21 protein-coding genes, 2 tRNA genes and 2 rRNA genes are annotated in these 25,988 nt (G+C 57.2%); 12 read left to right on the top strand and 13 right to left on the bottom strand.

Annotated features, from left to right (window positions below):
* Positions 1–204: 204 nt before the first annotated feature.
* Together KI236_RS02145 and hflX are read right to left on the bottom strand one after the other, a co-directional pair.
* Positions 205–831: an IMPACT family protein gene (locus KI236_RS02145; RefSeq protein ID WP_212818884.1), complete on the bottom strand. Its 627-nt coding sequence runs from the start codon at positions 829–831 to the stop codon at positions 205–207.
* The gene (gene hflX / locus KI236_RS02140) at positions 831–2,132 is read right to left on the bottom strand and encodes a GTPase HflX (protein WP_212818882.1); all 1,302 of its coding nucleotides are present in this window, start codon (positions 2,130–2,132) and stop codon (positions 831–833) included. The genes KI236_RS02145 and hflX overlap by 1 nt, the downstream gene beginning before the upstream one ends.
* 147 nt (positions 2,133–2,279) lie before the next feature.
* On the opposite strand from hflX, the gene KI236_RS02135 reads away from it, so the two are divergent.
* The 3 genes from KI236_RS02135 to KI236_RS02125 are packed head-to-tail and all read left to right on the top strand — an operon-like array spanning position 2,280 to position 7,229.
* A complete protein-coding gene (locus tag KI236_RS02135; protein ID WP_212818881.1) occupies positions 2,280–4,331 on the top strand; it encodes a YhgE/Pip domain-containing protein in 2,052 nt (683 codons plus the stop codon).
* Between the two features lie 16 nt (positions 4,332–4,347).
* Positions 4,348–5,085, top strand: a complete 738-nt coding sequence (locus tag KI236_RS02130) for a hypothetical protein (protein ID WP_212818879.1) — start codon at positions 4,348–4,350, stop codon at positions 5,083–5,085.
* The gene (locus KI236_RS02125) at positions 5,082–7,229 is read left to right on the top strand and encodes a YhgE/Pip domain-containing protein (protein ID WP_212818878.1); all 2,148 of its coding nucleotides are present in this window, start codon (positions 5,082–5,084) and stop codon (positions 7,227–7,229) included. Before KI236_RS02130 ends, KI236_RS02125 begins: the two co-directional genes overlap by 4 nt.
* Positions 7,230–7,294: 65 nt before the next feature.
* Here KI236_RS02125 and srtB read toward each other — a convergent pair whose 3' ends face one another.
* The gene (gene srtB, locus KI236_RS02120) at positions 7,295–8,047 is read right to left on the bottom strand and encodes a class B sortase (RefSeq protein ID WP_212818876.1); all 753 of its coding nucleotides are present in this window, start codon (positions 8,045–8,047) and stop codon (positions 7,295–7,297) included.
* A gap of 176 nt (positions 8,048–8,223) precedes the next feature.
* On the opposite strand from srtB, the gene KI236_RS02115 reads away from it, so the two are divergent.
* Entirely contained in the window at positions 8,224–9,264 is a 1,041-nt protein-coding gene (locus KI236_RS02115) for a threonine aldolase family protein (RefSeq protein ID WP_212818875.1), read from the top strand.
* Between the two features lie 1,050 nt (positions 9,265–10,314).
* Here KI236_RS02115 and KI236_RS02110 read toward each other — a convergent pair.
* Together KI236_RS02110 and pckA are read right to left on the bottom strand one after the other, a co-directional pair.
* Positions 10,315–10,629, bottom strand: a complete 315-nt coding sequence (locus KI236_RS02110) for a hypothetical protein (protein ID WP_212818873.1) — start codon at positions 10,627–10,629, stop codon at positions 10,315–10,317.
* A gap of 155 nt (positions 10,630–10,784) precedes the next feature.
* Positions 10,785–12,389, bottom strand: coding sequence for a phosphoenolpyruvate carboxykinase (ATP) (gene pckA / locus KI236_RS02105; RefSeq protein WP_212820590.1), 1,605 nt, complete (start codon positions 12,387–12,389; stop codon positions 10,785–10,787).
* Positions 12,390–12,773: 384 nt separating this feature from the next.
* Between pckA and KI236_RS02100 the strand changes: the two genes are divergently transcribed.
* The 4 genes from KI236_RS02100 to KI236_RS02085 all read left to right on the top strand — a co-directional run bounded on the left by KI236_RS02100 (position 12,774) and on the right by KI236_RS02085 (position 16,344).
* Positions 12,774–13,139, top strand: coding sequence for a winged helix-turn-helix domain-containing protein (locus KI236_RS02100; RefSeq protein ID WP_212818871.1), 366 nt, complete (start codon positions 12,774–12,776; stop codon positions 13,137–13,139).
* A gap of 430 nt (positions 13,140–13,569) precedes the next feature.
* Positions 13,570–14,544 carry an ABC transporter substrate-binding protein gene (locus KI236_RS02095; protein WP_212818869.1) on the top strand — a complete coding sequence of 325 codons (975 nt, stop codon included), beginning with the start codon at positions 13,570–13,572 and terminating at the stop codon, positions 14,542–14,544.
* A gap of 92 nt (positions 14,545–14,636) precedes the next feature.
* Complete coding sequence (locus KI236_RS02090) at positions 14,637–15,557, top strand: ABC transporter permease (RefSeq protein WP_212818867.1); 921 nt, start codon at positions 14,637–14,639, stop codon at positions 15,555–15,557.
* Positions 15,550–16,344, top strand: a complete 795-nt coding sequence (locus KI236_RS02085) for an ABC transporter ATP-binding protein (RefSeq protein WP_212818865.1) — start codon at positions 15,550–15,552, stop codon at positions 16,342–16,344. The genes KI236_RS02090 and KI236_RS02085 overlap by 8 nt, the downstream gene beginning before the upstream one ends.
* 339 nt (positions 16,345–16,683) lie before the next feature.
* Here KI236_RS02085 and malQ read toward each other — a convergent pair whose 3' ends face one another.
* Genes malQ through KI236_RS02070 form a run of 3 tightly spaced genes read right to left on the bottom strand, consistent with a single transcriptional unit; the run spans position 16,684 to position 19,081 of the window.
* Positions 16,684–18,165 carry a 4-alpha-glucanotransferase gene (malQ, locus tag KI236_RS02080; protein ID WP_212818863.1) on the bottom strand — a complete coding sequence of 494 codons (1,482 nt, stop codon included), beginning with the start codon at positions 18,163–18,165 and terminating at the stop codon, positions 16,684–16,686.
* A complete protein-coding gene (locus KI236_RS02075; protein ID WP_212818861.1) occupies positions 18,162–18,614 on the bottom strand; it encodes a DUF523 domain-containing protein in 453 nt (150 codons plus the stop codon). The genes malQ and KI236_RS02075 overlap by 4 nt, the downstream gene beginning before the upstream one ends.
* Positions 18,611–19,081 (bottom strand): NUDIX hydrolase, encoded by a 471-nt coding sequence (locus KI236_RS02070; protein WP_212818859.1) that lies wholly within the window; start codon positions 19,079–19,081, stop codon positions 18,611–18,613. Before KI236_RS02070 ends, KI236_RS02075 begins: the two co-directional genes overlap by 4 nt.
* A gap of 100 nt (positions 19,082–19,181) precedes the next feature.
* Here KI236_RS02070 and KI236_RS02065 point away from each other — a divergent pair, with 100 nt between their 5' ends.
* Together KI236_RS02065 and KI236_RS02060 are read left to right on the top strand one after the other, a co-directional pair.
* On the top strand, positions 19,182–19,397 hold the full coding sequence (locus KI236_RS02065) for a DUF1653 domain-containing protein (protein ID WP_212818857.1): 216 nt from the start codon (positions 19,182–19,184) through the stop codon (positions 19,395–19,397).
* A complete protein-coding gene (locus tag KI236_RS02060) occupies positions 19,394–19,906 on the top strand; it encodes a M48 family metallopeptidase (protein ID WP_212818855.1) in 513 nt (170 codons plus the stop codon). Before KI236_RS02065 ends, KI236_RS02060 begins: the two co-directional genes overlap by 4 nt.
* Before the next feature lie 119 nt (positions 19,907–20,025).
* On the opposite strand, the gene rarD is transcribed toward KI236_RS02060, so the two are convergent.
* Positions 20,026–20,919, bottom strand: a complete 894-nt coding sequence (gene rarD, locus KI236_RS02055) for an EamA family transporter RarD (RefSeq protein ID WP_212818853.1) — start codon at positions 20,917–20,919, stop codon at positions 20,026–20,028.
* 64 nt (positions 20,920–20,983) lie between these two features.
* Here rarD and KI236_RS02050 point away from each other — a divergent pair, with 64 nt between their 5' ends.
* Entirely contained in the window at positions 20,984–21,613 is a 630-nt protein-coding gene (locus tag KI236_RS02050) for a DNA-3-methyladenine glycosylase (RefSeq protein ID WP_212818851.1), read from the top strand.
* Positions 21,607–22,239, top strand: coding sequence for an HAD family hydrolase (locus KI236_RS02045; protein ID WP_212818849.1), 633 nt, complete (start codon positions 21,607–21,609; stop codon positions 22,237–22,239). The genes KI236_RS02050 and KI236_RS02045 overlap by 7 nt, the downstream gene beginning before the upstream one ends.
* Positions 22,240–22,496: 257 nt before the next feature.
* Here KI236_RS02045 and rrf read toward each other — a convergent pair.
* From rrf to KI236_RS02025, 4 genes are all read right to left on the bottom strand, one after another.
* Positions 22,497–22,612: ribosomal RNA gene (gene rrf / locus KI236_RS02040) — 5S ribosomal RNA — on the bottom strand.
* Positions 22,613–22,681: 69 nt separating this feature from the next.
* Positions 22,682–22,756, bottom strand: a tRNA-Glu gene (locus KI236_RS02035).
* A 43-nt stretch (positions 22,757–22,799) separates the two neighbouring features.
* Positions 22,800–22,875 (bottom strand) — tRNA-Lys (locus tag KI236_RS02030).
* Between the two features lie 86 nt (positions 22,876–22,961).
* A 23S ribosomal RNA gene (locus tag KI236_RS02025) occupies positions 22,962–25,804 on the bottom strand.
* Positions 25,805–25,988 lie beyond the last annotated feature (184 nt).

Raw genomic sequence — 25,988 nt, 5'->3', positions numbered from 1 at the left:
TTCATTGTCGCAGCATTCCCGCTCTGTAATCGGCGTTATTATACCGCGCAATATTTCCTATAAAAAATGCTTATGGTTTTTTATTTTTTATAAGCCAACATTATTATAGCAGGTATTTCCCATCTGTCAAGGAAAAAAGGGGCAGCCATATGGGAAATAACGGCTGCCTGACGGCGGAGCAGACCCGGTGGGGTCAATACACTATTATATTTCTTCTCTCGGACCCGGGCGGAGGCTCTCGCCCAGAGGCTGCAAGGTGACAGACCCGGCGGAGAGCTCCGTGAGACGCTGCTGCAATACCTGGAAGGCCCCCTGCGGCAGAGAGACGGTGATCGTCACATCTGCGCCGTAGTCCATGCCGTCCACCAGGCCGTCAAGGGCGGCGATGTCCAGCTTTATCCGCTCCAGGAGGCTATAATCGCAGTGAAGCTGCCCCCGGCTCCACAGATGCAGGGTGGAGACTCCGGCGGCAGAAAGGGCGTCTCGGGCGGCCTTGCCATAGGCACGGGTCAGGCCGCCGGCTCCCAGCAGGATGCCGCCGAAATACCGAGTGACCACGCAGCACACATTGCCAACGCCCTCTCGCTGAAAGACATTGAGCATAGGCTGGCCCGCCGTACCCTGGGGCTCCCCGTCGTCACTATAGCGCAGGACGGTATCGCCCAGGATGTAGCACCAGCAGTTGTGCCGGGCATCGTGGTATTTCTTTTTAGCGGAGCGGATGCGCTCCTGGGCCTCCTCCTCGGAGGAGACGGGCCAGACCTGGCCGATGAACCGGGAGCGCTTTTCGGTGAACTCGCTCTGGGCGGCGGAAAAGGGAATTTTCTGCATTACTCCCAGTCCTCCTTTTCCTCCTGCCACCCCTCCACATAGGGCTTTATCTGGCCCAGGACCTTGGGCGGACAGACGGCCACCACGGTGATGGTCTGCTCATATTCCACAGACTCCACCTTGGCCTCCCGATACAGACCGTCCAAAAGCCCCGCCTTATCATAGGGCAGGTGCAGCGTCACCCGACGGGTGCCCTTATCCAGCTTTTGGTCCACGGCCCCAAGGAGGCGGTCAATGCCCTCGCCGGTCTTGGCGGAGATATACACGCTGCCCTCCTCCCGGGGCAGGGCGCCGGGGAAGGCCAGGTCGCACTTGTTATACACCCGCAGGCAGGGGATGTGATCCGCCTTCAGCTCCCGGATGAGGCTGTCTACCACCTGGGCCTGCTGGGCCCACTGGGGGTTGGAGAGGTCGATGACATGGAGCAGAAGATCCGCATATTCCAGCTCCTCCAGGGTGGCCTTGAACGCCTCCACCAGCTGGTGAGGCAGCTTGCGGATAAAGCCCACCGTGTCGGAAATAACCACATCCAGCGTATCGCTGACGGTGAGCAGCCGGGTGGTGGTATCCAGGGTGTCGAAAAGGCGGTTATTGGCGGGGATGTCCGCGCCGGTGATGGCATTCAGAAGGGTGGATTTTCCGGCGTTGGTATAGCCCACGATGGCCACCACGGGAATCTCGTTTTTCATCCGGCGCTGACGCTGGGTGCTGCGGACCCGGCGCACCTCCTCCAGCTCCTCCTTGAGCTTGTCGATCTTACGGTGGATGTGGCGGCGGTCCGTCTCCAGCTGCGTCTCGCCCGGGCCCTTGGAGCCGATGGGACCCTTGCCGCTGGTGCCCGCCTGACGCTCCAGGTGCGTCCACATACCGATAAGCCGGGGCAGCAGGTACTGATACTGGGCCAGCTCCACCTGCAAGCACCCCTCCTTGGTCTTGGCCCGCTGGGCGAAAATGTCCAGAATCAGTCCGCTGCGGTCAATGACCTGCACGCCTAAAAGCTCCGTGAGCACACGGATCTGAGAGGGCGACAGCTCGTTATCGAAGATGACCAGGGTGGCGCCCTCCAGGGTCACCATGGTCTTGACCTCCTCCACCTTGCCCTCGCCGATGAAGCTGTGGGGGTCGGGCTTATCCCGGCTCTGGAGGATGCTCCCTACCACCTGACCACCGGCGGTCTCCACCAGGGCGGAGAGCTCCTCCAGGCTCTCCTCGTCGGTGCTGTCCTCCCGGAGCACCGGGGAGCGCAGGCCCACCAGCACCGCCAGGTCTCTCTTATTATCCTGCAATTGTATGCGTTCCATATCGTACCTCTGCCGCACAATGAATTTTTTCGGGTCTACTATATCATATTCTGCACAAATATACAACCGGTCTGCCTCCATAGAATAAGGATTGACGGGAGAAAAAAATATGGTAAAATAGGTGTTATGACAACCAAGGAGGCTATTATGAGGCAGATTCTTAACATCTTCATAAACGACCTTCGCGCCGTGGGACGGCAGTTTTTCGCCATTGTTATCATGCTGGCCATCTGCATCCTCCCGGCGCTATACGCCTGGTTCAACATCTATGCCAATACCGACCCCTACGGCAGCACCAAAAACATTGCCATTGCCGTGGCCTCGGACGACCCGGGCGTGACCCTGGACGACGGCTCCTATGTGAACATGGCGCAGGAGGTCATGGACGACTTAGCCGCCAAAACCACCATTCACTGGATCGTGACGGACTCTGTGCAGGAGGCCATTGACGGCGTATATGCCGGGGACACTTATGCCGCTGTGATCCTCAGCGAGGACTTCACGGCAAGAATGACGGATCTCTCCACCGCCGTCTCCAGCGGCGGGGCCGGTATGACTTACTACGAAAACGGCAAGAAAAACGCCGTGGCCAGTAAGATCACCCAGACCGCCGTGACCTCCCTGCAGCAGGATGTGCGGGCCAAGTACCTGGGGAACCTGTTCTCCCAGCTTTACAGCGATACCACCGAGCTGACGGGCTCGGCCAACATCGCTCAGGCCGCCGAGCAGGTATCCCAGCACATTGCGGCACTGGGGGCTAAGCTGCGGACATACAGCAATGTCATCGGGAACATCCTGGGTGACAGCGTGGCCCTGGACCAGCTCACCCAGGGGGGCGGGCTGACCTTTGAGGGGGCCGACACCTGGCAGCAGCAAATCGAAAACAGCACCGCCCTCCTAAGTCAGGTGCAGGAGCAGTCCGGGCAGGCCGCCAGCGCTCTGACGGGCTCTCTCGAGGATCTGGAGAGCGCCTTGCAGCAGGCGGCCAAGGGCGACCAAGCGGCCCTCACCGACGCGGCCCAGGCAGCCAAGGATGCCCAGACGAAAGTGCAGAACATTCGCTCCGTCCTGGCCCATCTGAGCCGCCTGGACGGGGTGAGCCAAACCTTGACGCTGCTGGACACAGCGGAGCTGCACCTGCAGCAAATTCGCACGGTAATAGAGGACAAAGCCGTCACCAATGAGCAGATACAGACCTGCCTGGAGGCTATGCCGAGTCTTGAAAAGCTGGCAGCAGGCGAAATACGCGCCGACCTGGAGCAAATTGCCGGAGGCGTGAAGAACGCCGCCACGGATGTGCAGCCGCTTCTAAAGGCCATGGAGACCATGAAGCAGGACATCGTTCCGGCCATTGACGCGGTGCAGGGCAGCAAGGACGATGCAGTGGCCGCCCTGGGCTGCCTGCAGGTGGTGCTGGGTGGCCTGGCCGACCGCATGGACGAGCTGAGTAAGCTGGCTGCCGCCTGCTCCAGCTCCGACCTTCTGCATCAGCTTGACACCGCCCTCAGTGGCGATGCCAGCCGCTTCGGTGCTTTCCTGGCCTCCCCGGTGGAGGTGGAGTCGGAGACGGTGTACCCGGTGAAAAACTACGGTACCGCCATGACGCCCTTTTACTCGGTGCTGGCCATTTGGGTGGGCGGCGTTATCCTGGTGGCCTTGATACAGGTCCATCCGGATCGGAAAAAGTTCCCCACGGCCACGGACAACCAGTGCTATTTTGGCCGTCTGCTGCTGTTTTTGCTCATAGGGCAGCTCCAGGCTGCGGTTATTGTGCTGGGGGACATTTACCTGCTGAAGTGCCAGTGTCTGCACCCGGGGATGCTGTTTTTGGCGGCGGGGCTGGCCTCGTTCACCTTTGTGACACTGATCTACTCCCTTACCGTCTCCTTCGGGGACATCGGCAAGGCTATTGTGGTGGTGGTGATGGTGGTGCAGATCGCCGGGTCCTCCGGCTCCTATCCCATTGAGATCCTGCCGGAGATATTTGAGAAGATCTACCGCTTCTTCCCCTTCCCCTATGCCATCAACGCTATGCGCGAGGCTATCTGCGGCACCTATGAGATGGACTATGCGGTGTATCTGCTGGAGCTGCTGATCTTCGCGGTGCTGGCATTCTGCATCGGTCTGCTGGTGCGCAAGCCCTTTATCGGCACCAACCACTTCGTCAGCGAAAAGCTGGAAGAAACGGAACTGATGTGAAAGGAGGACAGTTTGCATGAGTGAAAATAATCAGCAGTATAAAAGGCTCTATGACCAGCTTCTGTCCTTCGTTCAGGAGCTGCACAGCAGCAACAAAAAGCGTATTCGCGGAGGGCTGTGGTGCATGCTGGTGCTGCCGGTGGTGCTGCTGCTGGCCCGGCGGCTCACGGACAGCAATCGGGTGGCGTTCCTGCTGATCTGGATATTCTGTATGTTCGTCCTGGCGGGGTACCTCATTTGGATCGCATACATAGACGACTCCATTCAGAAAAAGATGCGGGAGGCCCTGGAGACGGAGAAGCAATTCGACGACCTGCTCTCCCTGGAGCCGCCCCGTCGGCTGCTGGAGGCTTACGAGCGGCTGGACGCCAAGTACGGCAGCCGCATTGAGCGGGTGAGTCCGGAGGAGCCGGGCGGCCCCGAGGAGACCGCGCAAAAGCCCTCTCCCCTGCCCCATGTATCGGATGATAAAGCGTCTGTGATCCAGGCGGAGGCTCCTGCGGCTCCCGTTCAGGCCCCGGCGAAGGACAAGCCCGCCCCGGCGGCCCGTCCGGCGGCGGAGAGCAGCGTTTCCCTGCTGTCTCAGGTGGAGGACTACATCCCCCGCTGCGGCTGCCACAGCTACTTTGCCCTGTGCTCCTACGCACACACCGCCCACCCTGAGTGGATGGAGACCATCCGCGCCAATGCCCAGCACCTGGACCTGTACATACGCTCCTTTACGGCGGCAGAGGAAAAGGAGGGGGAAAAATGAGAGCCATTCGAGCTATTTTCCGGAGCGACCTGCGCCGGGTCACCGCCAGCATCGTGTCCATTGTGATCCTGCTGGGCCTGTGCGTGGTGCCGTGCCTGTACGCCTGGTTTAATATTTTTTCCAACTGGGATCCCTACGGCCCCGACGCCACCTCCCGTATCCCCGTGGCGGTGGTGTCCGAGGACAAGGGCGGAAGTCTCCTGGGCCTGGAAATGAACATCGGCGATAAGATCCTGGAGGCCCTGGAGGCCAACGACACCATCGGCTGGGTGTTTCCCGAGAGCAAGGACGAGGCCATGACGCTCCTGGAAAAGAGTGACTGCTATGCGGTTTTGGTGGTGTCCGACGACTTCACCCAGGATGTTTTTGACTCCCTCTCCGGCGGCAGTGTAAGCCCTAAGCTGCACTACTACGAAAACGACAAGAAAAACGCCATTGCCCCCAAAATAACCGGCAAGGCGAAAACCGCCGTGCAGCAGCAGGTGAACACCACCTTTATAGAGACCATCACCGGCTACCTGGCGGACTTTGCTCACTTCCTCAGCTCTATGGGCGTGGACGGGCCTACGCTGATTGCCAAGCTGCAATCGGCCAGTCAATCCATCCGGGGGCAGCTGGGTACGGCGGCCACGGCGCTGGATGCCCTGTCGGGGCTTAATAACACCGCCCAGACCATCCTCACCTGCGCCTACCAGTTTACCGGTGACGCCGCCGACGCGGCTACCTCCGCCGGAGTCCTTCTGGGCGACGCCAATACCGTCCTCAGCGGCACCGGCAGCCTTATCGACAAGACCAACGCCGCCACCCGGGATGCTTTGGAGGCCGTCTCCACTGTCCTGGGAGACATTCAGACACACCTGAACAAGGCCAGCCAATCCCTGGACGACTTCCATTCCTATACCCGGGAAAAGCTGACGGGGCAGATCCAGTCCGTAGCAGCTCTATCGCAGCAGTGCCGGGCTATGTCCCAGCAGCTGCAGGCCTTGGGCGCCACCCAGGCAGCACAGGCCCTGGAAGCCCTGGCCGGGCAGCTTGACGGCGTGCGCCGGGCCCTGGAGACGGTACAGAGCGTGGCAGATGCCAAGCTGGATGAGGCCGCCGCCCTGCTGGCGACTGCCTCCCAGGTGACAGCCCAGGCCCAGGAGGCTGTAGGCAGTCTCTCCGAGCTGGTGAGCCAGGAGACCACCCAGCAGGTGCAGCAGAAGCTTCAGGGCCTGCAGCAGACCCTGGACGGAGCGGCCCAGCTTCTGGCCGGGACCGACTCGGTGAGTGTGTCCATCCGACAGGCCATCACCGACTTCAACACCCAGCTTTCGTCTCTGGAGACGGGGCTTTTGCAGGCTCGGTCGGGCCTGGGCTCCGTCAGCAGCGCTCTGGACACCGCCGACAAGCTCCTGGAGCGTCTCTCCGGAGACAAGGAGGCGCAGGAACTTACGGATCTGCTTCAGGGAAACGGCAAGAGCCTGGCAGAATACCTGGCCTCCCCTGTGGCCATGGAGACGGTGGACACCTATCCCATCGCCACCTATGGCTCAGCTATGGCTCCGTTTTATACGGTGCTGGCCCAGTGGGTGGGCACCCTGCTGTGCGCCACCTTCCTGAAGGTGGGCTACAAGCCCCGGCCTGAGCTGGAGCGTCCCTCTCTGGCTGCCCATTTCTTTGGCCGCTACGGTATCTTCCTGCTGGTGGGCCTGGCCCAGGCTGTAATTGTGGCCGCAGGAGATCTGCTGTATGTGCAGATCCAATGCCTGTATCCGTGGAAATTCCTGCTGGCCGCCTGTGTAAACGGCCTGGTATTCTCCCTTATCAATTACGCCATGGTCTTTGCCCTGGACAACATCGGCATGGCCCTGGATGTGATATTGCTGGTGGTGCAGGTGGCCGGTGCCGGCGGCACCTATCCGGTGGAGGTCCTGCCGGAGATTTTCCAGAAGCTGAACCCCTACATGCCCTTCCGCTATGCTATGGACGCCATGCGGGAGTGCGTGGCCGGGAGCTACGGCACCAACTACTGGAAGGATCTGGGGATCCTGCTCATTTTCCTGGTCGTGTTCACGGTGCTGGGGCTAGCGCTGTACCGCCCGGCCAAGGGGCTGAACCGCCTCATTGCCCAGAGCAAGAACCGCACGGGGATCATGGTCTGAGCCAGTCTGCATATGAAAAATCCACACTGTCTTTCATCGGACAGTGTGGATTTTTTCGCTTTGTGTCAGGTCTGCGCATCGGGCACAGGGGTCAGGACACCGATGACGATGTAGCGGGCATCCTCGAACTCGTAGCTGCAGGTGGACAGGGTCACAAGTCTGGCGTCCTCCGAGGGCAGGTCCAGCTTGGTCTGAAAGGTGGACTTACGCATGCAGGCGCTGAGAGCCTCCGGAGTGGGGTCCACGGAGTAGATGGGGTCGGTGGGGTCCACCACTGCGCCGCACAGCAGGTCCAGGCGATAGGTGCCCTGAGGGGTCATGAGGTACATATGGTCGTTTTGCTGATAGTAGCTGTTGCTCTTAAAATTCACCAGCTTGCCGAACATATTGCCCGTGCGCATATGGTGACCGTAGATCAAGGTGTTGCGGTCGGAAAAGTCCGGGGCGTTGCGATAGTCCATGAAAATGCTGCCGTTGGAGTTTACGGAGCCGTCGATTTGATGATCCAGATAATAAACATTGTCATCGTGCTGAAGCACCGGATAGTTGATGGGGGTGCCCTTGAGATAGAGCCAGGCCACAGCATCGGAATTCTGCTGGCAGAGCTGGTCGAAATCTACCTGGAAATACTCCTCTTCCTCCTTAGCCTGGCCGGTTTTGCGAATGGTATACTCCCGGGCCACAGACTCATTGAGGCGGGTGCTTTCCCTTTTTTCCGCGTAATAGCTGTATATCTTATAGGCAGAGAAGCAGAAAACGGCCACCAACACGGCCAGCACAACATAATAAAGTACATTTTTCACTGTTTTCTTCTTCATGGCGCAGCCTCCTTTCCGGCTCTGATAATTCATAGTATAAACGATTTTCGCAGATTTGGCAAGCGGCGGTTTTTCTCATAGGGAAATTGGATTTTCGGCAAACTGAAATTCCCCATTTACAGTGCCTGCTTTTTGCGGTAAAATACCGTCAGAGGAACTGAAAGGAGAAATCACAGATGATCTATTTCAACAGCGACTACCTGGAGGGCGCACATCCCGCCATTATGGAGCGCCTGATGCAGACCAATATGGAACAGACCGTGGGCTACGGCGAGGATGAATACTGCGCCGCCGCCCGGGAGAAGATCAAGGCCGCATGCCAGGCCCCGGATGCCGATGTGCATTTCCTGGTGGGCGGCACCCTCACCAACACCACGGTGATCGCCTCTGTTCTGCGCCCCTATCAGGGTGTGCTCTCCGCCACCAGCGGCCACATAAACTGCCACGAAACCGGCGCCATCGAGTCCTCCGGGCACAAGGTTCTGACCCTTCCCACGGACAACGGTAAAATTACCGCGAAGCAGGTAGAGGACTATTACAACTGGCACCACTTCAGCCCCGACTATGAGCACATGGTCATGCCCGGTATGGTCTATATCTCCCTGCCCACCGAGGGCGGCACCCTGTACTCCAAGGCGGAGCTGACGGAGCTGTACGAGGTGTGCAAGAAGTGCTCTCTGCCGCTGTTTATCGACGGGGCACGGCTGGGCTACGGACTCACCTGCGACGACTGCGACCTGACACTGCCGGAGGTAGCGCGTCTGTGCGACATCTTCTACATCGGCGGCAACAAGGTGGGCGCCCTGTTCGGCGAGGCCGTGGTGGTGATGAACCCGGCGCTGAAAAAGGACTTCCGCTTCATGATGAAGCAGCGGGGCGGTATGCTGGCCAAGGGCCGGCTGCTGGGTCTGCAATTCGACACCCTGTTTACCGACGACCTGTACTTCAAGATTTCCCGCCACGCCAACGAAATGGCCAAGAAAATACACGCCATCTTCGAGGACAACGGCTACCCCTTCTTCTTCAACTCCCCCACCAACCAGCAGTACCCCATTATGAGCGATGCGGAGCTGGCCGTCTTGGGGAAAGAGTTCGGCTATGAGTATTGGGAGCGGGTGGACGAGACCCACTCCGCTATCCGCTTCGCCGCCAGCTGGGCCACCACGGAGGAAAATGTGGCCGCCCTGCGCAAGGGCGTGGAGGCGCTGAAGAAGTAACTAAGACTGTCGAAAAACCCGGAGGGTTTTTCCGACAGCCTCTAAAAAATCCGGCCCGGTGGGGCCGGATTTTTTTTGATAAAGGATGCGGATTGCGAGACCCGCGTGTGTGCCGGTCTCGCAATGACATGGTTTTTTACATGGAGTGCGGTGGGTTAAAGGGCGGCGGGGTGAGGGCAGCCCACCCTACGAAGCAAGGATGGAAGCTGTGCGTACTGCGACAGTGCCGTGCGTATCGGCAGAACGGGCGGGGTAGAACCCCGCCCCTACGGATGGATGAGCGCCGGTACGGTGGGCGGACAGGGGTGTCCGCTCCTACGGGTGGGTTGCAAGTAGTGTGGTAGGGCGGGACGATGTGGGCATCGTCCCCTACGCACCGTTTACCGATAGTATTTCGTAGGGTGCGATGCCCAGCGCCGCACGGTAGACATAGGGGGTCAGCCCGTTTGGACGGGCAGCACAAGCGCGGAGCGCGTCGCGGTGAATAGACACCAAGACAGTGCGAAAGCACGGGGCGAGGTTGTACCGTTTTATTCGCGGGGGTGAAAGGTCTCGACACTTCCCGCACCGCGCCCGCGCAAGGAATCCAAAACCATTGGTTTTGGCAGCGTTCTTTGGGTACTTTCTGTCGCTGGTGACAGAAAGTACCCCGCCGGAGGCAATTTTTGCACAAGGGATTCTTCCATTCACGGACTCACAGCAACCAAATCACCTTGTACCCCGCAAGAATCCCTCCACCAGCCTGCAGCTGGTCCCCCTCCCTTTAGGCAAGGGAGGCGACGGTTTTTCGGGGGTGCGATGGTTGACAGGCGGCAGGGTGAGGGCAGCCCGCCCTACGGAGTATCGCAAGAGGTTCGGTAAGGCGGGCCGATGTAGGCATCGGCCCCTACGGAGGGGAAGCGGAAATTCGTCCGTTATCGGGCGGGGTAGAACCCCGCCCCTACGCATATTTGAGAGATTTTACAACGGGCGGACAGGGGTGTCCGCTCCTACGGATGGCAACAAGATTTGCGGCACAAGTCCGGGCGGATGGATTTGACTTTTGGGGGGTCAAAATTTCCTGGCGGTCAGGTCGCAGAGTTTGACTTGGATGCCTTTATCGGTGGCGGCTTGGGTGGCTTTTTGCAGGAGCTTTTCTCTATTTTTGTTTAGTAGCTGCACCAGCAGCTCGTCCCGCTTTTCCTGACTCAGGGTGCCCAGGAGGGTGCGGGCCATGGAGGTGAGCATATCCGGGTTATTGGCCAGGACGCCGCCTAAAATGCCGCCTTTTTGGTCCCGGGCCATGCTTTCGGCCAGGGCCGGGATCAGGTACTCGGCAATGGAGTCATAATCCAGATCGTCGATAAGGACTTTCAGTTCGATCATAGGGTCTCCTTTATTGAAATCACGGGTACTTTTATATCTCATCCTTTAGGCAAGGGAAACCTTGGAGTACGGATTGCCACAGCCAGTGACATGGGTTTTTTGATACGGTAAAAGCGCCGGAATGTGGTATTCCGGCGCTTTTAGGTTTAATGGGGTTACGCCTTGGGGCCGGCGGCCACCAGGGCCTTGCCGTGCTCGTTGGACTCGTACTTGGCGAAGTTCTTCACGAAGCGGCCGGCCAGATCCTTGGCCTTCTCCTCCCACTGGGAGGCATCGGCATAGGTGTCGCGGGGATCCAGAATGGCAGGGTCCACACCGGGCAGAGCCGTGGGCACCTGGAAATGGAAGTGGGGAATGGTCTTGGTGGGGGCCTCGTTGATGGCGCCGCTGAGGATGGCGTCAATGATGCCGCGGGTATCCTTGATGGAAATACGCTTGCCGGTACCGTTCCAGCCGGTATTCACCAGATAGGCCTTGGCACCGCTCATCTTCATGCGCTTGACCAGCTCCTCGGCGTACTTGGTGGGATGCAGCTCCAGGAAGGCCTGACCGAAGCAGGCGGAGAAAGTGGGGGTGGGCTCGGTGATGCCCCGCTCGGTGCCGGCCAGCTTGGCGGTGAAGCCGGAGAGGAAGTAATACTGGGTCTGCTCCGGAGTCAGGATGGAAACGGGAGGCAGCACACCGAAGGCATCGGCGGACAGGAAGATCACATTCTTGGCAGCGGGCGCCGCAGAGACCGGGCGCACGATTTTATCAATATGATCAATGGGATAGCTGACACGGGTATTCTCGGTGACAGACTTGTCGCTGAAGTCGATCTTGCCGTCCTTGTCCACGGTGACATTCTCCAGCAGAGCGTCCCGGCGGATGGCGTTATAGATGTCGGGCTCGGATTCCTTGTCCAGGTTGATGACCTTGGCATAGCAGCCGCCCTCGAAGTTAAAGACGCCGTTATCGTCCCAGCCGTGCTCATCGTCACCGATAAGCAGACGCTTGGGGTCGGTGGACAGGGTGGTCTTGCCGGTACCGGACAGGCCGAAGAAAACGGCGGTATTTTCACCGTTCATGTCGGTGTTGGCAGAGCAGTGCATGGCGGCAATACCCTTGAGAGGCAGGTAATAGTTCATCATGGAGAACATGCCCTTCTTCATTTCGCCGCCGTACCAGGTATTGATGATGACCTGCTCCCGGGAGGTGATGTTGAAGGCCACGCAGGTCTCGGAGTTGAGGCCCAGCTCCTTAAAGTTTTCTACCTTGGCCTTAGAGGCGTTATACACCACGAAGTCAGGCTCGAAGCTCTCCAGCTCCTCCTGGGAGGGCTGGATGAACATATTCTTAATGAAGTGTGCCTGCCAGGCCACCTCTACGATGAAGCGCACGGCCATGCGGGTGTCCTTGTTGGCGCCGCAGAAGGCATCCACCACGAACAGGCGCTTGTTGCACAGCTCGCTGACGGCCAGCTTCTTCACCTGAGCCCATACATCCTCGCTCATGGGATGGTTATCGTTTTTATAGCCCTCGCTGGTCCACCAAACGGTGTCCTTGGAGTTTTTATCCATGACAATATACTTGTCCTTGGGAGAGCGACCGGTGTAAATGCCGGTCATCACATTTACCGCGCCCAGCTCCGTGACCTGGCCGACCTCATAACCTGTCAGCTCTGCCTTGGTCTCCTCTGCGAACAGAGTGTCGTAGGAAGGGTTGTAGACGATCTCAGTGGTACCGAGAATGCCGTATTTGCTCAGATCAATGGCCATAATAATGTCTCCTTTTCATATATAAAATAATATAGGATTCCGCCGGAATAAGCATTGTCCCACCATTTTAATATTTGTATTATAACATAGAAAAATAAAAGAATCCACTGTTTATCTCCACTATTTTTACAAAAAAATTTAGATAACCTAACAAAAATTATGACTTCTGCATAATCGTCCCTCCGGGGGCAAAACTATTTTGGATTTTAAGACCCCTTCCATTGACTTTTTCGGGAGAATTGATAAAATAAAAAATAGCTTACAAGGAGTGCTGGGCGCAACCCTTCGGTGCTTCGTGTCCTTTAGGTAAGGGGGCCTTGGGGACGGGGGATGCGGATTGCCACGACCGGCGTGTGCGCCGGTCTCGCAATGACAGGTTTTTTGATTATGAAGGATTCGATGATTTTCAAAATGAGCGTCCGTATTTATCAGGACGAGAATAAGGTATTCGGGCCGGGGATCGCACAGCTGCTGCACCGGGTCCGGGAGCTCCACTCTCTCCGGGCGGCAGCCAACTCCATGAACATGGCCTACTCCAAGGCCTGGACCGTGCTGCGCACCGCGGAGAATGCCCTGGGCTATAAGCTGCTCTATTCCTCCGCTGGCGGCAAAAACGGCGGCGGGGCCGTACTCACCCCCCAGGGGGAAAAGCTTTTGGAGCAGTACGACGAATTCTGCCGCCGGATGCAGGCATACGGCCAGACTCAGTTTACCCAGCTTTTCAGCGCTGACGAGTTAAGCTGCGACGAATAATTACGCCTTATGCGCCGGGCCACAGCCCCCCTTTTTCGTATTTTCTCCCCAGATTTGAGAAAAAAGTCTCGCGCTTATAAAAAACATCTAAAATATCCCGATCTTTTTGTGCATTTTCACTGTTGACTTTAAGCCTTTAAAGTTCTATATTTTTCACAACGAAACAACGCCGCCACGCGGCAGAAAGGAGCCCCGATATGTGTAACATTTCTTCTTCCACCAGCGCCTCCCGTCGGGGCTACTATTACGGCTTTATGGCTCGCTATTTTGCGGGTTTCTTTTGCTGCGACAAATTCATAAAGCCGTCCGTATCAAAATAGAGTTTTCGTTCTTTTCCGCAGATAAAGAAAAGGCCGCTCTGGTTCGGACAGAGCGGCCTCTTTTTTATAAAAACACAACCAAACAAAATCAAACGCAAAGGAGAAAAATCATGAAAAAGCTTATCTCTCTCGTCCTTGCCGCGGTAATGGCCCTTTCCCTGGTGGCCTGCGGCTCCGGCAACAAAGACAAAGACACCGGCGACAAGACCTATAAGGTAGGCGTGGTGCAGCTGGTGCAGCACGAGGCTCTGGACGCCGCCACCAAGGGCTTCACCGATGCCCTGAAGGAAGCCCTGGGCGACAAGGTGGAGGTAGTTGAAAAGAATGCCTCCGGCGATTCTAACAACTGCAGCACCATCGTTAACGGATTCATTTCCGACAAGGTTGACCTGATCATGGCCAACGCCACCCCGGCCCTCCAGGCTGCCGCCTCCGCCACCAGCACCATTCCCATCCTGGGCACCTCCGTTACCGACTACGCCACTGCTTTGGAGATCGCCGACTGGACCGGCACCGTGGGCAGCAACATCTCCGGCACCTCCGACCTGGCTCCCCTGGACAAGCAGGCCGCCATGCTCCAGGAGCTGTTCCCCAACGCCAAGAAGGTGGGTATGCTCTTCTGCTCCAGCGAGCCCAACAGCAAATACCAGGTTGATGAGGTGACCAAGCTGCTCTCCGCCGCCGGCATCACCTGCACCGAGTACACCTTCACCGACAGCAACGATGTTTCCTCCGTCACCCAGAAGGCCTGCGACGATTCCGATGTGCTCTACATCCCCACCGATAACACCGCTGCCTCCAACACCGAGGCCATTGCCAATGTGGTCCTGGCCGCCGGAACCCCCGTCATTGCAGGCGAGGCCGGCATCTGCAAGGGCTGCGGCGTGGCGACGCTCTCCATCGACTACTACGAGCTGGGCAAGATCACCGGTCAGATGGCTGCTAAGATCCTCACCGGTGAGGCCGACATCTCCACCATGCCTGTGGAATTCGCTCCCACTGCAACCAAGCAGGCCAACATGGCCAACTGTGAGAAGCTGGGCATCACCATTCCCGCTGACTACACCGCTCTGGCTACCGAGTAATTCCCCATAACATAAACCGCCGGGAGGGGGCGTTCGTCCCCTCCCCCGTTACACGAAGCCGCCTAAGGGCGGCAGATTGAGGAGAAAAGAAAATGGCATTCCTGACTTCACTTTTGAATTCGCTGCCCGGCGCGGCGGCACAAGGCCTTGTATGGGGCATCATGGCCATCGGTGTGTACATCACCTTCCGGGTGCTGGATGTGGCCGACCTGACCGTGGACGGCTCCATTGCCACCGGCGGCGCCGTGGCTGTGATGCTGATTCGAGGGGGCATGAACTGCTGGCTGGCTCTGCTGTGCGCCTTTGCTTCCGGCCTGCTGGCGGGCCTGGTTACGGGCCTGTTTCATACCAAGTGCGGTATTCCCGCCATCCTGGCTGGTATTCTCACACAGCTTGCCCTGTACTCCGTGAATCTGCGGATCATGGGCGGCAAGGCCAACCAGCCCGTAGGCGTGGACAAGTACGATCTGGTTGTTTCCCAGCGGTATGTGCGGGATCTGTCTATCAGCAATCCCCTGCCGCTGCTGCTGGTCATCACCGTCGTGACGGTTGTCGCTCTGTACTGGTTCTTCGGCACTGAGCGGGGCTGCTCCGTTCGCGCTACCGGCGCCAATGCCAACATGGCCCGGGCCCAGGGCATCAACACCGGCGCTAATATCGTTCTGGGTCTCATGCTCTCCAACGGCCTGGTGGCCCTTTCCGGCGGCCTGCTGGCTCAGTTCCAGGGCTCTGCCGATGTGGGCATGGGGCGCGGTGCCATTGTTATCGGCCTGGCCGCCGTTATCATCAGTGAAGTGACCTTCGGCAAGATCTTCCAAAACTTCGGTTTGAAGATGTTCGCCGTATCCCTGGGTGCCGTGATCTACTACTTCGTGCTGCAGATAGTCCTGCAGCTGGGCCTGAACACCAACGATCTGAAGCTGGTTTCCGCCCTGATCGTGGCCGTATTCCTGTCCGTCCCTTACTGGAAGGGAAAAGTAGCCCATAAGAAAGGAGGCGCACGCCATGCTTGAGCTGAAAAACATTTCCAAAACCTTCTTCCCCGGCACCGTCCACGAAAAAACGGCACTGGACAATCTGAGTCTGACCCTCCACGAGGGCGATTTCGTCACCGTAATCGGCGGTAACGGTGCGGGAAAATCCACTATGCTCAACGCCATTGCCGGTACCTTCTCCGTGGACAGCGGCTCCATTCTTATTGACGGCAAGGATGTTACCCGTCTGCCCGAATTCAAACGGGCGGCGCTCCTGGGCCGGGTGTTCCAGGACCCCATGATGGGTACTGCCCCTACCATGCAAATTCAGGAAAACCTGGCTCTGGCCGCCCGACGCGGCAAGCACCGGGGCCTGAAGTGGGGCATCACCCCCCAGGAGGAGCAGGAATACTATCAGAAGCTCAAGGACCTGGATCTGGGTCTGGAGGACCGCATGAAGGCTAAAGTGGGCCTGCTCTCCGGCGGCCAGCGCCAGGCGCTGACACTGCTGATGGCGGCACTGCAAAAGCCCAAGCTGCTGCTTCTGGACGAGCATACCGCCGCCCTGGACCCCCGCACCGCCGCTAAGGTGCTGGAGCTCAGTGACAAGATCGTGGAGGAAAACCACCTGACCACCATGATGATCACCCACAATATGCGCGATGCCATCGCCCACGGCAACCGCCTCATTATGATGGATGCGGGCCATGTGGTGCTGGATATCTCCGGCGAAGAAAAGAAAAAGCTCACCGTTTCCGACCTGCTGACCCTGTTTAGCAAGGCCAGCGGTACGGAGGCAAATGACGATAAGCTCCTTCTCTCCTGAGCGATACTTCCTTTCGATATACGATTTACCTTTCTCATATAGAAACCCGGACAGACTTAATGCCTGTCCGGGTTTCGGCGATTGTCGAAAAAACCTCCGGGTTTTTCCGACAAAAGGCTTGCGGTCTGCTGCGCGCATAATTTGTCCGTCTGTGACGGACAAATTCCACACTGGCAGCCCGAGCTGTATTTTCTCTCACGCACATGTCGCGAGAGAAAATGATTTTATTTCTTTGCCGCCTGCGGGCGGCAAACTCTGCGAGGCTTTTTTAACACGCTGCGGCGGGACACATGGGTCCCGCCCTACAGAGCGTTTTGTAGGGCAGGGGCAATTAAAACCTTATATTCTCCCGTAAAGCTCCGCAAAGCGGTGCATTTTTTTTGCCAATTCGGGGGTAGTCTCTCCGGGCAGCATCCGCCAGCGCCAGTTTCTCTCCCGGGTGCCGGGACGGTTGGTGCGGTCACTCCGACCCAGCCAGTCCTGCATCTGCGCCACAAAAAGCCCGGCCGTGCTGGACATTCCCAGCCGAAGCATGGCCTCCGCCGGATCCGCCGGGCTGCCCATATACTCGGCGGCGTACCTCACCGTTTCCTCCGGAGTCTCGGTGAGCCAGCGGGCCAAGGGGCTATTGTCATGGGTGCCGGTATAGCAGACGCAATTTTCCGTGTAGGTGTGGGGCAGATAGGCCGCACTCTTCGGGTCGTCAAAGGCGAACTCCAGCACCTTCATCCCCGGCCAGCCGGATGCCTGCAGCAGCTTCTCCACCCCCGGTGTAGGTGTGCCCAGGTCCTCGGCGATGAACCGCAGGTTCGGAAACCAGCTATTCAGCACATCCACCAGCCTGCGCCCCGGGCCGGGAAGCCACTGCCCCTTCTCCGCCGTCTCCTCCCCCACGGGCACGGCCCAGTATTCATCCAGACCCCGGAAATGGTCGAAGCGGATCACATCGAAGAGCTTTCCCGCCCCGTCAATGCGACGCAGCCACCAGCCGAAGCCGTCTTTTTCCATCGCATCCCAGCGGTAGAGAGGATTCCCCCAAAGCTGGCCCGTGGGGCTGAAATAGTCCGGCGGCACCCCGGCCACCGCCGTGGGGCGGCACCGGTCATCCAGAGAGAAAAACTCCGGCGCAGCCCACACATCGCAGGAATCCGGAGCCACATAGATAGGCAGATCGCCTATGACGGTGATATTCTTCTCCCGCAGATACGCCCGCAGGGCGCTCCACTGCTTAAAAAACAGATACTGCAGATAGATATAAAATGACCGACGCTGCGCAAAATCCTCTCCGCAGGCGGCTGCGGCGGCGGCATAGCCCGGCCCGGTGCGGCGGCGAAAGGGCTCCGGCCAGGCTGTCCAGGGCTGAGAGCCGAAGCGGTCCTTCAGGGCCATAAAGTCCGCATAATCCGAAAGCCAGGCGGCGTTTTCCCTTTGGAAGCACTCTACCTGCTCCCTATCCCGCAGCCAGCCCCGGTGAAAGGCCTTTTCCAGCACGGCGAAGCGCTCCGTATAGAGCCGCCCGTACTCTACATACCGGGGATCTATCCCGGCGCAGCAGGCGTCCGCCTCGTCCCCTGTCAGCAGGCCGTCCTCCGCTAAGAGGTCCAAATCAATGAAATAGGGATTCCCAGCAAAGGAGGAAAAGCTCTGGTAGGGGGAGTCGCCGAAGCCCGTTTGGCCCAGGGGCAACATCTGCCAGCACCGCTGGCCGGCGGCGTGGAGAAAGTCGGCAAAGTCGTAGGCGGCCCGGCCCAAGGTACCGATGCCGTGGGGTGAGGGCAGGGCGTAGACGGGCAGCAAAACACCGCTTGCTCTGCGATTCATAGGCTGTCCTCCCTACACTCTTGCAAAAATACTTCCAGCTGGCTCTCGCCCAGGACCCGGACACCGTTTTTCTCTAACAGCTCCGCCGCCACACCGTAGCCGTCTGCCAGCGTTTTTGTAAAGGTGCCGTCATAGATTTTTCCAGAACCGCAGGCTGGGCTCCGCTCCTTCAAAATCGCCACGGTGCAGCCATAGAGCCGGGCCAGGCGTAGCACCTCTTGGGCGCCCCGGTCATAGGCGGCGGTGACATCCGTCCCCTCTCGGGTAAATACGCCGCCGCAGCGCCGCTCCGAGGGCGGACGCGGGGTAGACAGGCCTCCGAAAATCTCCGGACAGACGGGGATGGCCGTGTGCCTGGCCACCAGGTCTCCGGCAAGGGGATGGCCCTTACTCTGCCCGTCATAGCGGCAGGAAAGTCCCAGCAGACACGCACTCACCAGCACATTCATAGCGTCTGTTCCTTCCCGTTCAGGGCCACATAGGTCAGCCGATCCCCCTCATAGCACAGCTTCAGGGAGAAAAACGGTGCTTCCTCCTCCAGCAGGCGCAGGAAGATCCTATCCCCCTCCCACTGGGGCAGCTCCTTCATCTTCTCCCGGCTGACCCACTCCAGTACGCCCTCGTTGCACTCCTTCAGCGCCCCGGTCCAGCCGGTGGCAGTGTAGAGGTGCATATATTCCCCCTCCCATTCATTGGACACGAAGGTCACGATGCCCCGGTACCGATAGTCGGTGAGCGTGAGACCGGTCTCCTCCCAAGCCTCCCGCAGCAGGCACTCCTCGGGGCTCTCCCCCTCCTCGAACTTTCCGCCGATACCGATCCACTTATCATGGTTCAGATCGTTTTCCTTTTTCACGCGGTGCAGCAGCAGCACCTGATCCCCTTGCAGCAGGTAGCACAGGGTGGTGTTTTTCACGGAGCATTCCTCCTCAGTCTATATTGTAGAGCAGTATAGCATATTTTTTTGCATTTTTCCAGCATCCGTGGTATACTTTTCCAAAAAGGAGCGATGCTGCATGGAAACCGTTAAGCCCGGCGTATACCGCCACTTCAAGGGAAATCTATACCGCGTTCTGTTTTCCGCCCGACACAGCGAAACGGGAGAGGAAATGGTGGTCTACCGGGCCCTCTACGGAGAGCAGGACTACTGGGTGCGCCCGGCCGCCATGTGGCAGGAAACTGTGGAGCGCGACGGCTATTCCGGCCCCCGCTTCACCTGGGTGGAGCCATGAGCGGCTACACCGTCATCCGCTCTCGGCGGCGCACTCTGGCGCTGCAGGTGACAAAGGATTGCCGGGTGGTGGTCCGGGCCCCCCTCTACGCCGCTGGAGACGACATTGACCGCTTTGTGGCGGAGCATGAGGCCTGGATCGCAGCCCAGCTTGCCCGGCAGGCCCAGCGCCGAACCCAGCATCCGCCCCGATCCCCGGAGGAGCAGGAGGCCCTGCGCCAAAAGGCCCGACAGACGCTGCCACCCCTGGTGCATTTCTGGGCTCGGCAGATGGGCGTTACCCCCACGGGAGTAAAGATCACCGCCGCTCGGTCACGGTTCGGAAGCTGCAGCGGGAAAAACAGCCTGTGCTTTTCCCTGTATCTCATGGAGTACCCCGAAGAGGCTGCTGAGGCGGTGGTGGTCCATGAGCTGGCCCATATCCGCCACAAAAACCACGGGCCGGACTTCTATGCCCTGGTTCGAGGGACTCTGCCGGACTATGATGCGCGAATAAAACTACTCAAATAGAGCACACGGCCTCCGGCTGTGAGAAAAAGGCAGACACAGGGAAAACACCCTGGTGTCTGCCTTTTTTTACTGAAATAGAGGTAGGGATAGGAACGGTAGCCCCCACTTTATCGGAACGATCACGGCTTTAGGCGCGATTTTTTTCGCTCCTCATACACGGTGTTCAAACAGTAGAGGAGTACACCGGCCCAGATGAAATAGAAGCTCCTGAGCTTTTCCGCTGTTAAGTATTCGCCCATGACCATGCCGCAGACGATGGCCAAAGTAGGGCTTAGATACTGACAGAAGCCCGCCGTCATCAAAGGCAAATATTTCACTCCCACAGAGTAGAGGACCATGGGCATGGCCGTGACTACCCCCGCACCCAGGAGCATCAGCTGTCGCAGAGGCGTGATGGATCCCATCCCTGTATCTCCCATGCGGAAAAACAGAATGAAAAGCAGTGCCAGCGGCACCATCATTACTATCTCCGCGGAGGTGCTTACCACCGAGTCGATGCGCAGGCTCCGCTTAATAGCTGCGTAAATGGCAAAGCACACCGCCAGAAGGATGGTCACATAGGGGATGCCGTTAAAGCCGTCTGTGGAGAGGACGATGCCCACCACAACCACCGCCAATATGACAATATGCCGCCAGCTCACCTTCTCCCGGAAGATCACCGCACCGAGGATGAATACCACAATGGGCTGGATGTAATACCCCAAGCTGCACTCCAGCACCCGGCCATTCTGTACCGCCCAGAGGTATACACCCCAGTCCGCCAGCAAAAATACCGAAGCCGGAATCTCCCGCTTCAGTATATTTTTATCCCGGAATACTGCAAGAAGCTGCGGCAGCTTCCCCTGCGCCCATAGGATGCACAGGCAGCACACCGCTGCCCAAATGATGCGGCAGGCCAGCAAAAAATAGGTATCCCACTCCCCGCAGATATACCAGTACAGCGGCTGAAAGCCCCATATGAAAAAGCACAGTAAGAGCGTGGGAATTCCCTTTTTGTAATTGATTTCCTGCATAGCCGTCACTCTTTCGTATTTACAGATTTCCGCAATAATGGTATGATAGCATTGAGGTGAGAAAATGTCAAAGCTTTTGCGAGATTTTTATAGCGGCGACACCGTCTCTATTGCCCAGGCTCTGCCGGGCCGCTACTTGGTGCGGATGTGGGACGGGCAGCCTCTGGTAGCGCGCATCACGGAAACAGAGGCCTATGTGGGCGCTATCGACAAGGCTGCCCACGCCTATGGCTACCATAAAACGCCCCGGAACGCCACTATGTTCGGACCTCCGGGGCACGCCTACATCTACCTCATCTACGGAATGCACTGCTGCCTGAACTTCGTCACGGAGCCGGAGGGTGAGCCCTCCGCCGTGTTGCTGCGGGGCCTGGAGGCAGTTTATGGGGCGGAGCAAATGAGCCTGCTGCGGTATGGCAAGCCCTTGACACAGCTCACAGCATACCAAAGGAAGAATTTTCTCAACGGACCCGGAAAATGCTGCCGGGCCCTGGACCTGACCCGGGCGGAAAACGGGCTGGGTCTGACGGCAGATACGCTATTTCTCTGCGATGGGCCGGAGGATGTGGGGCTGCCTCCGGTGGATGCAGGCTCCTATATCCTACGCACAGGCAAGCGCATCGGTATCGATTATGCGGAGGAAGCAGTGGATTTTCCCTGGAGATTTTGGCTGGAAAGGACGAATTTATGCTGATATTTGACATGGACGGAACCCTCATTGACTCCAACGGAGTTTGGCGGGAGGTGGACATCGCCTTTCTGAAAAAGCGCGGCTTCCCCTACACGAAGGAATACTACCAGGGCGTGGCCCACACTATTTTCCCAAAGGCGGCGGTATTTACCAAAGCCTACTGCAATCTGCAGGAGTCCACAGAGGAGATTATGGCCGAGTGGATGGAAATGGCCGGGGACGCTTACGCCACCCGTGTACCCGTGAAGCCGGGAGTCCGGGCCTATTTGGAGCAGTGCCGTCAAAAGGGGGAACGGATGATCGTACTCACCTCTGCTGTACCGGAGCACTGCCGCAGTGCCCTGACCCATCTGCACCTTATGCCCTATTTTGAAACGATATTTTTTGCCCATGACCTGGGGCTGGACAAGAAGGACCCGGATATTTTTCTTCTGGCAGCAAAGGAGTGCGGTGTGAAGCCGGAAGAATGCACCCTATTCGATGATTCCCTGGACGCCTGTCGGGGGGCCAAAGCTGCCGGTATGCACGCAATCGGCGTATACGATCCGTATTTTGATGTATCAGAAGTCGAAATGCGTAAGCTCTGTGACAGGTATATACACAGCTTCACAGAATTGGTGGAGGCGTAAGCGTAGTCATATTTATATGGGAAGGACGGCAGACCTGCAGGCCCGCCGTCCTTCTTTAATTAGGAAAAGAGAAGACACCCTGTTGGGTGCCTTCTCTGTGTTGGCGCTACCTATTTTTCCGGGTGCGTCGGCCCGCCAAGTATCGTGGGCAGAAGCGAGCTTAACTGACCTGTCACGGGATGGTCGCCCATCCCGATTTTCCTCCATAAATCAAACGCAAGTAAAAAGAAAAGACACCCTATTGGGTGCCTTCTCTATGTTGGCGCTACCTATTTTTCCGGGCCGTCTCCAGCCAAGTATCGTGGGCAGAAGCGAGCTTAACTTCCGTGTTCGGGATGGGAACGGGTGGACCCTCGCCCTAATCAGCACCAACTATTGAAACCGTGATTCGCGGTAACAAACAGTAGTATATTCACTTTTCCGTACTTTGTCAAGAAAGAAATGGTGACCCGTACCGGATTCGAACCGATGTTAAAGGCGTGAGAGGCCTCTGTCTTAACCACTTGACCAACGGGCCATGTCCGTCTCTCTATCTTCATCAGCTTGCGCTGTCTGAATTCTGGTACACCATCAGGGACTCGAACCCTGGACACCCTGATTAAGAGTCAGGTGCTCTACCAGCTGAGCTAATGGTGCATATTGCACTTACGCGCTCGATTGCACCTTCAAAACCGAACAATGTATTATCGGGAATCAGGAAGGCTTATTGCCTGCATAAATTGTAGGTCAAGCCCTCGGGCTATTAGTACCGGTCAGCTGCGTACATTACTGCACTTCCACCTCCGGCCTATCAACCAGATCGTCTTTCTGGGCCCTTACTCCATAAAGGATGAGAGATCTCATCTTAGGGGGAGTTTCACGCTTAGATGCTTTCAGCGTTTATCTCGTCCATACATAGCTACCCAGCTATGCCCTTGGCAGGACAACTGGTGCACCAGAGGTATGTCCATCCCGGTCCTCTCGTACTAAGGACAGCTCCCTTCAAATCTCTTACGCCCGCAACAGATAGGGACCGAACTGTCTCACGACGTTCTGAACCCAGCTCGCGTGCCGCTTTAATTGGCGAACAGCCAAACCCTTGGGACCGAATACAGCCCCAGGATGCGACGAGCCGACATCGAGGTGCCAAACCTCCCCGTCGCTGTGGACGCTTGGGGGAGATCAGCCTGTTATCCCCAGGGTAGCTTTTATCCGTTGAGCGATGGCATTTCCACTCACATACCACCGGATCACTAACTCCAACTTTCGTTACTGCTCGACCCGTCGGTCTCGCAGTTAGGCTCGTTTATGCGTTTACACTCAATGCACGATTTCCGTCCGTGCTGAACGAACCTTTGAGCGCCTCCGTTACTCTTTTGGAGGCGACCGCCCCAGTCAAACTGCCCGTCTAACAGTGTCCCCCGACCCGATTCAGGGCCGCAGGTTAGGAAACCAGCAATCCAAGAGTGGTATCCCACCGGTGACTCCACCGAAGCTGACGCCCCGGCTTCCTAGTCTCCCACCTATCCTGTACATGAATTACCGATTCCCAGTATTAAACTGCAGTAAAGCTCCATGGGGTCTTTCCGTCTAGTTGCGGGTAACTGGCATCTTCACCAGTACTACAATTTCGCCGGGCGGGCTGTCGAGACAGTGCCCAAATCATTACGCCATTCGTGCGGGTCAGAACTTACCTGACAAGGAATTTCGCTACCTTAGGACCGTTATAGTTACGGCCGCCGTTTACCGGGGCTTCAATTCAATGCTTCGGATTGCTCCTGACATCTCCTCTTAACCTTCCGGCACCGGGCAGGCGTCAGCCCATATACGTCATCTTTCGATTTAGCATAGACCTGTGTTTTTTGGTAAACAGTTGCTTGGGCCTATTCACTGCGGCCTCTTTCGAGGCTCCCCTTCTTCCGAAGTTACGGGGTCAATTTGCCGAGTTCCTTAACAACCCTTCTCCCGTTGGCCTTAGGATTCTCTCCTCATCTACCTGTGTCGGTTTGCGGTACGGGCACCTTAGCATACACCGGAGCTTTTCTCGCCTCTGAGCATCGCAGACTTCCCTACTATATTTCAGTCCCTTACGCCCAGCTCAACCAACGGCTGGGTTCTGCTATCTCAAAGTGTCCTTCCGGTTTAAGGTTCGGTGGCTACGGAATTTCTACCGTATGTGCATCGACTACGCCTTGCGGCCTCGCCTTAGCTCCCGGCTTACCTTGGGCGGACGAACCTTCCCCAAGAAACCTTAGATTTTCGGCCATTATGATTCCCACATAATTCTCGCTACTCATTCCGGCATTCTCACTCGTGTACAGTCCACCGCTCCTTCCGATGCGACTTCACCCCATACACGACGCTCCCCTACCACTGTTCTTGGAACAATCCTAAGCTTCGGTTATACGCTTAGCCCCGTTACATTTTCCGCGCAGAGTCACTCGACCAGTGATCTATTACGAACTCTTTTAATGAATGGCTGCTTCTAAGCCAACATCCTGGTTGTTTTCGCAACTCCACATCGTTTTCCACTTAGCGTATATTAGGGACCTTAGCTGTAGGTCTGGGCTGTTTCCCTTTTGACAATGAAACTTATCTCACACTGTCTGACTGCTGATCATCAATTAGCCGGCATTCTGAGTTTGATAGAGTTCAGTAAGCTTATCGCCCCCTAGCTCATTCAGTGCTTTACCTCCGGTAATCTAAATCAACGCTAGCCCTAAAGCTATTTCGGGGAGAACCAGCTATCTCCGAGTTCGATTGGAATTTCTCCGCTAACCACAAGTCATCGCCGGTCATTGCAACGAACGTGCGTTCGGTCCTCCATGAGATTTTACTCTCACTTCAACCTGCTCATGGTTAGGTCACCCGGTTTCGGGTCTATGGCAACGAACTTTATACGCCCTATTCAGACTCGCTCTCGCTTCGGCTTCGGTACTGAATACCTTAACCTTGCTCGTTACTATAACTCGCCGGACCGTTCTACAAAAAGTACCTCATCACCCTTTAACGGGCTTTGAGTGCTTGTAAGCACAAGGTTTCAGGTTCTCTTTCACTCCCCTCCCGGGGTCCTTTTCACCTTTCCCTCACGGTACTGCTCCTCTATCGGTCATCAGGTAGTATTTAGGCTTGGATGGTGGTCCACCCGTTTTCCCACGGGGTTCCTCGTGTCCCGCGGTACTCTGGATACTCGCTGTCAGCTTCCTCTTTCAAATACGGGGCTCTCACCCTCTATGGCCGGCCTTCCCATGCCGTTCTTTTAGATTCCTCTGATCGTGATGCAAGTCCTAACCCCGGAGAATAAATCCTCCGGTTTGGCCTCCTCCGCGTTCGCTCGCCACTACTAGCGGAATCTCGGTTGATGTCTTTTCCTGCCCCTACTTAGATGTTTCAGTTCAGGGCGTTCCCTTCGTACGCCTATTTGATTCAACGCACGATACTGGAGTATTGCTCCAGTGGGTTTCCCCATTCGGAAATCTCCGGATCAACGGATATTTGCTCCTCCCCGAAGCTTATCGCAGCTTGTCGCGTCCTTCATCGGCTCCTGATGCCAAGGCATTCCCCTTGCGCTCTTTATAGCTTGACCTATTAGAGATATGGTTCTCTATAGTTGAATTATGCAGGCAATCACAGATTACGCAAAATTGTTATTGTTACCCTCATCTTTCCAGATGTTGTCCACAATTAAAATCAACTTACTTTCTTTCAAGTTTCCTTGAAAGACCTCTCTGTTGCCTTGCTTTCATCACTTTAATACATTGTTCAGTTTT

Source organism: Vescimonas fastidiosa (genome assembly GCF_018326305.1).
Classification (GTDB): Bacteria; Bacillota; Clostridia; order Oscillospirales; family Oscillospiraceae; genus Vescimonas; species Vescimonas fastidiosa.
The sequence above is the reverse complement of the archived record's forward strand: the minus strand, read 5'-3'. Positions and strand labels throughout refer to the sequence as shown.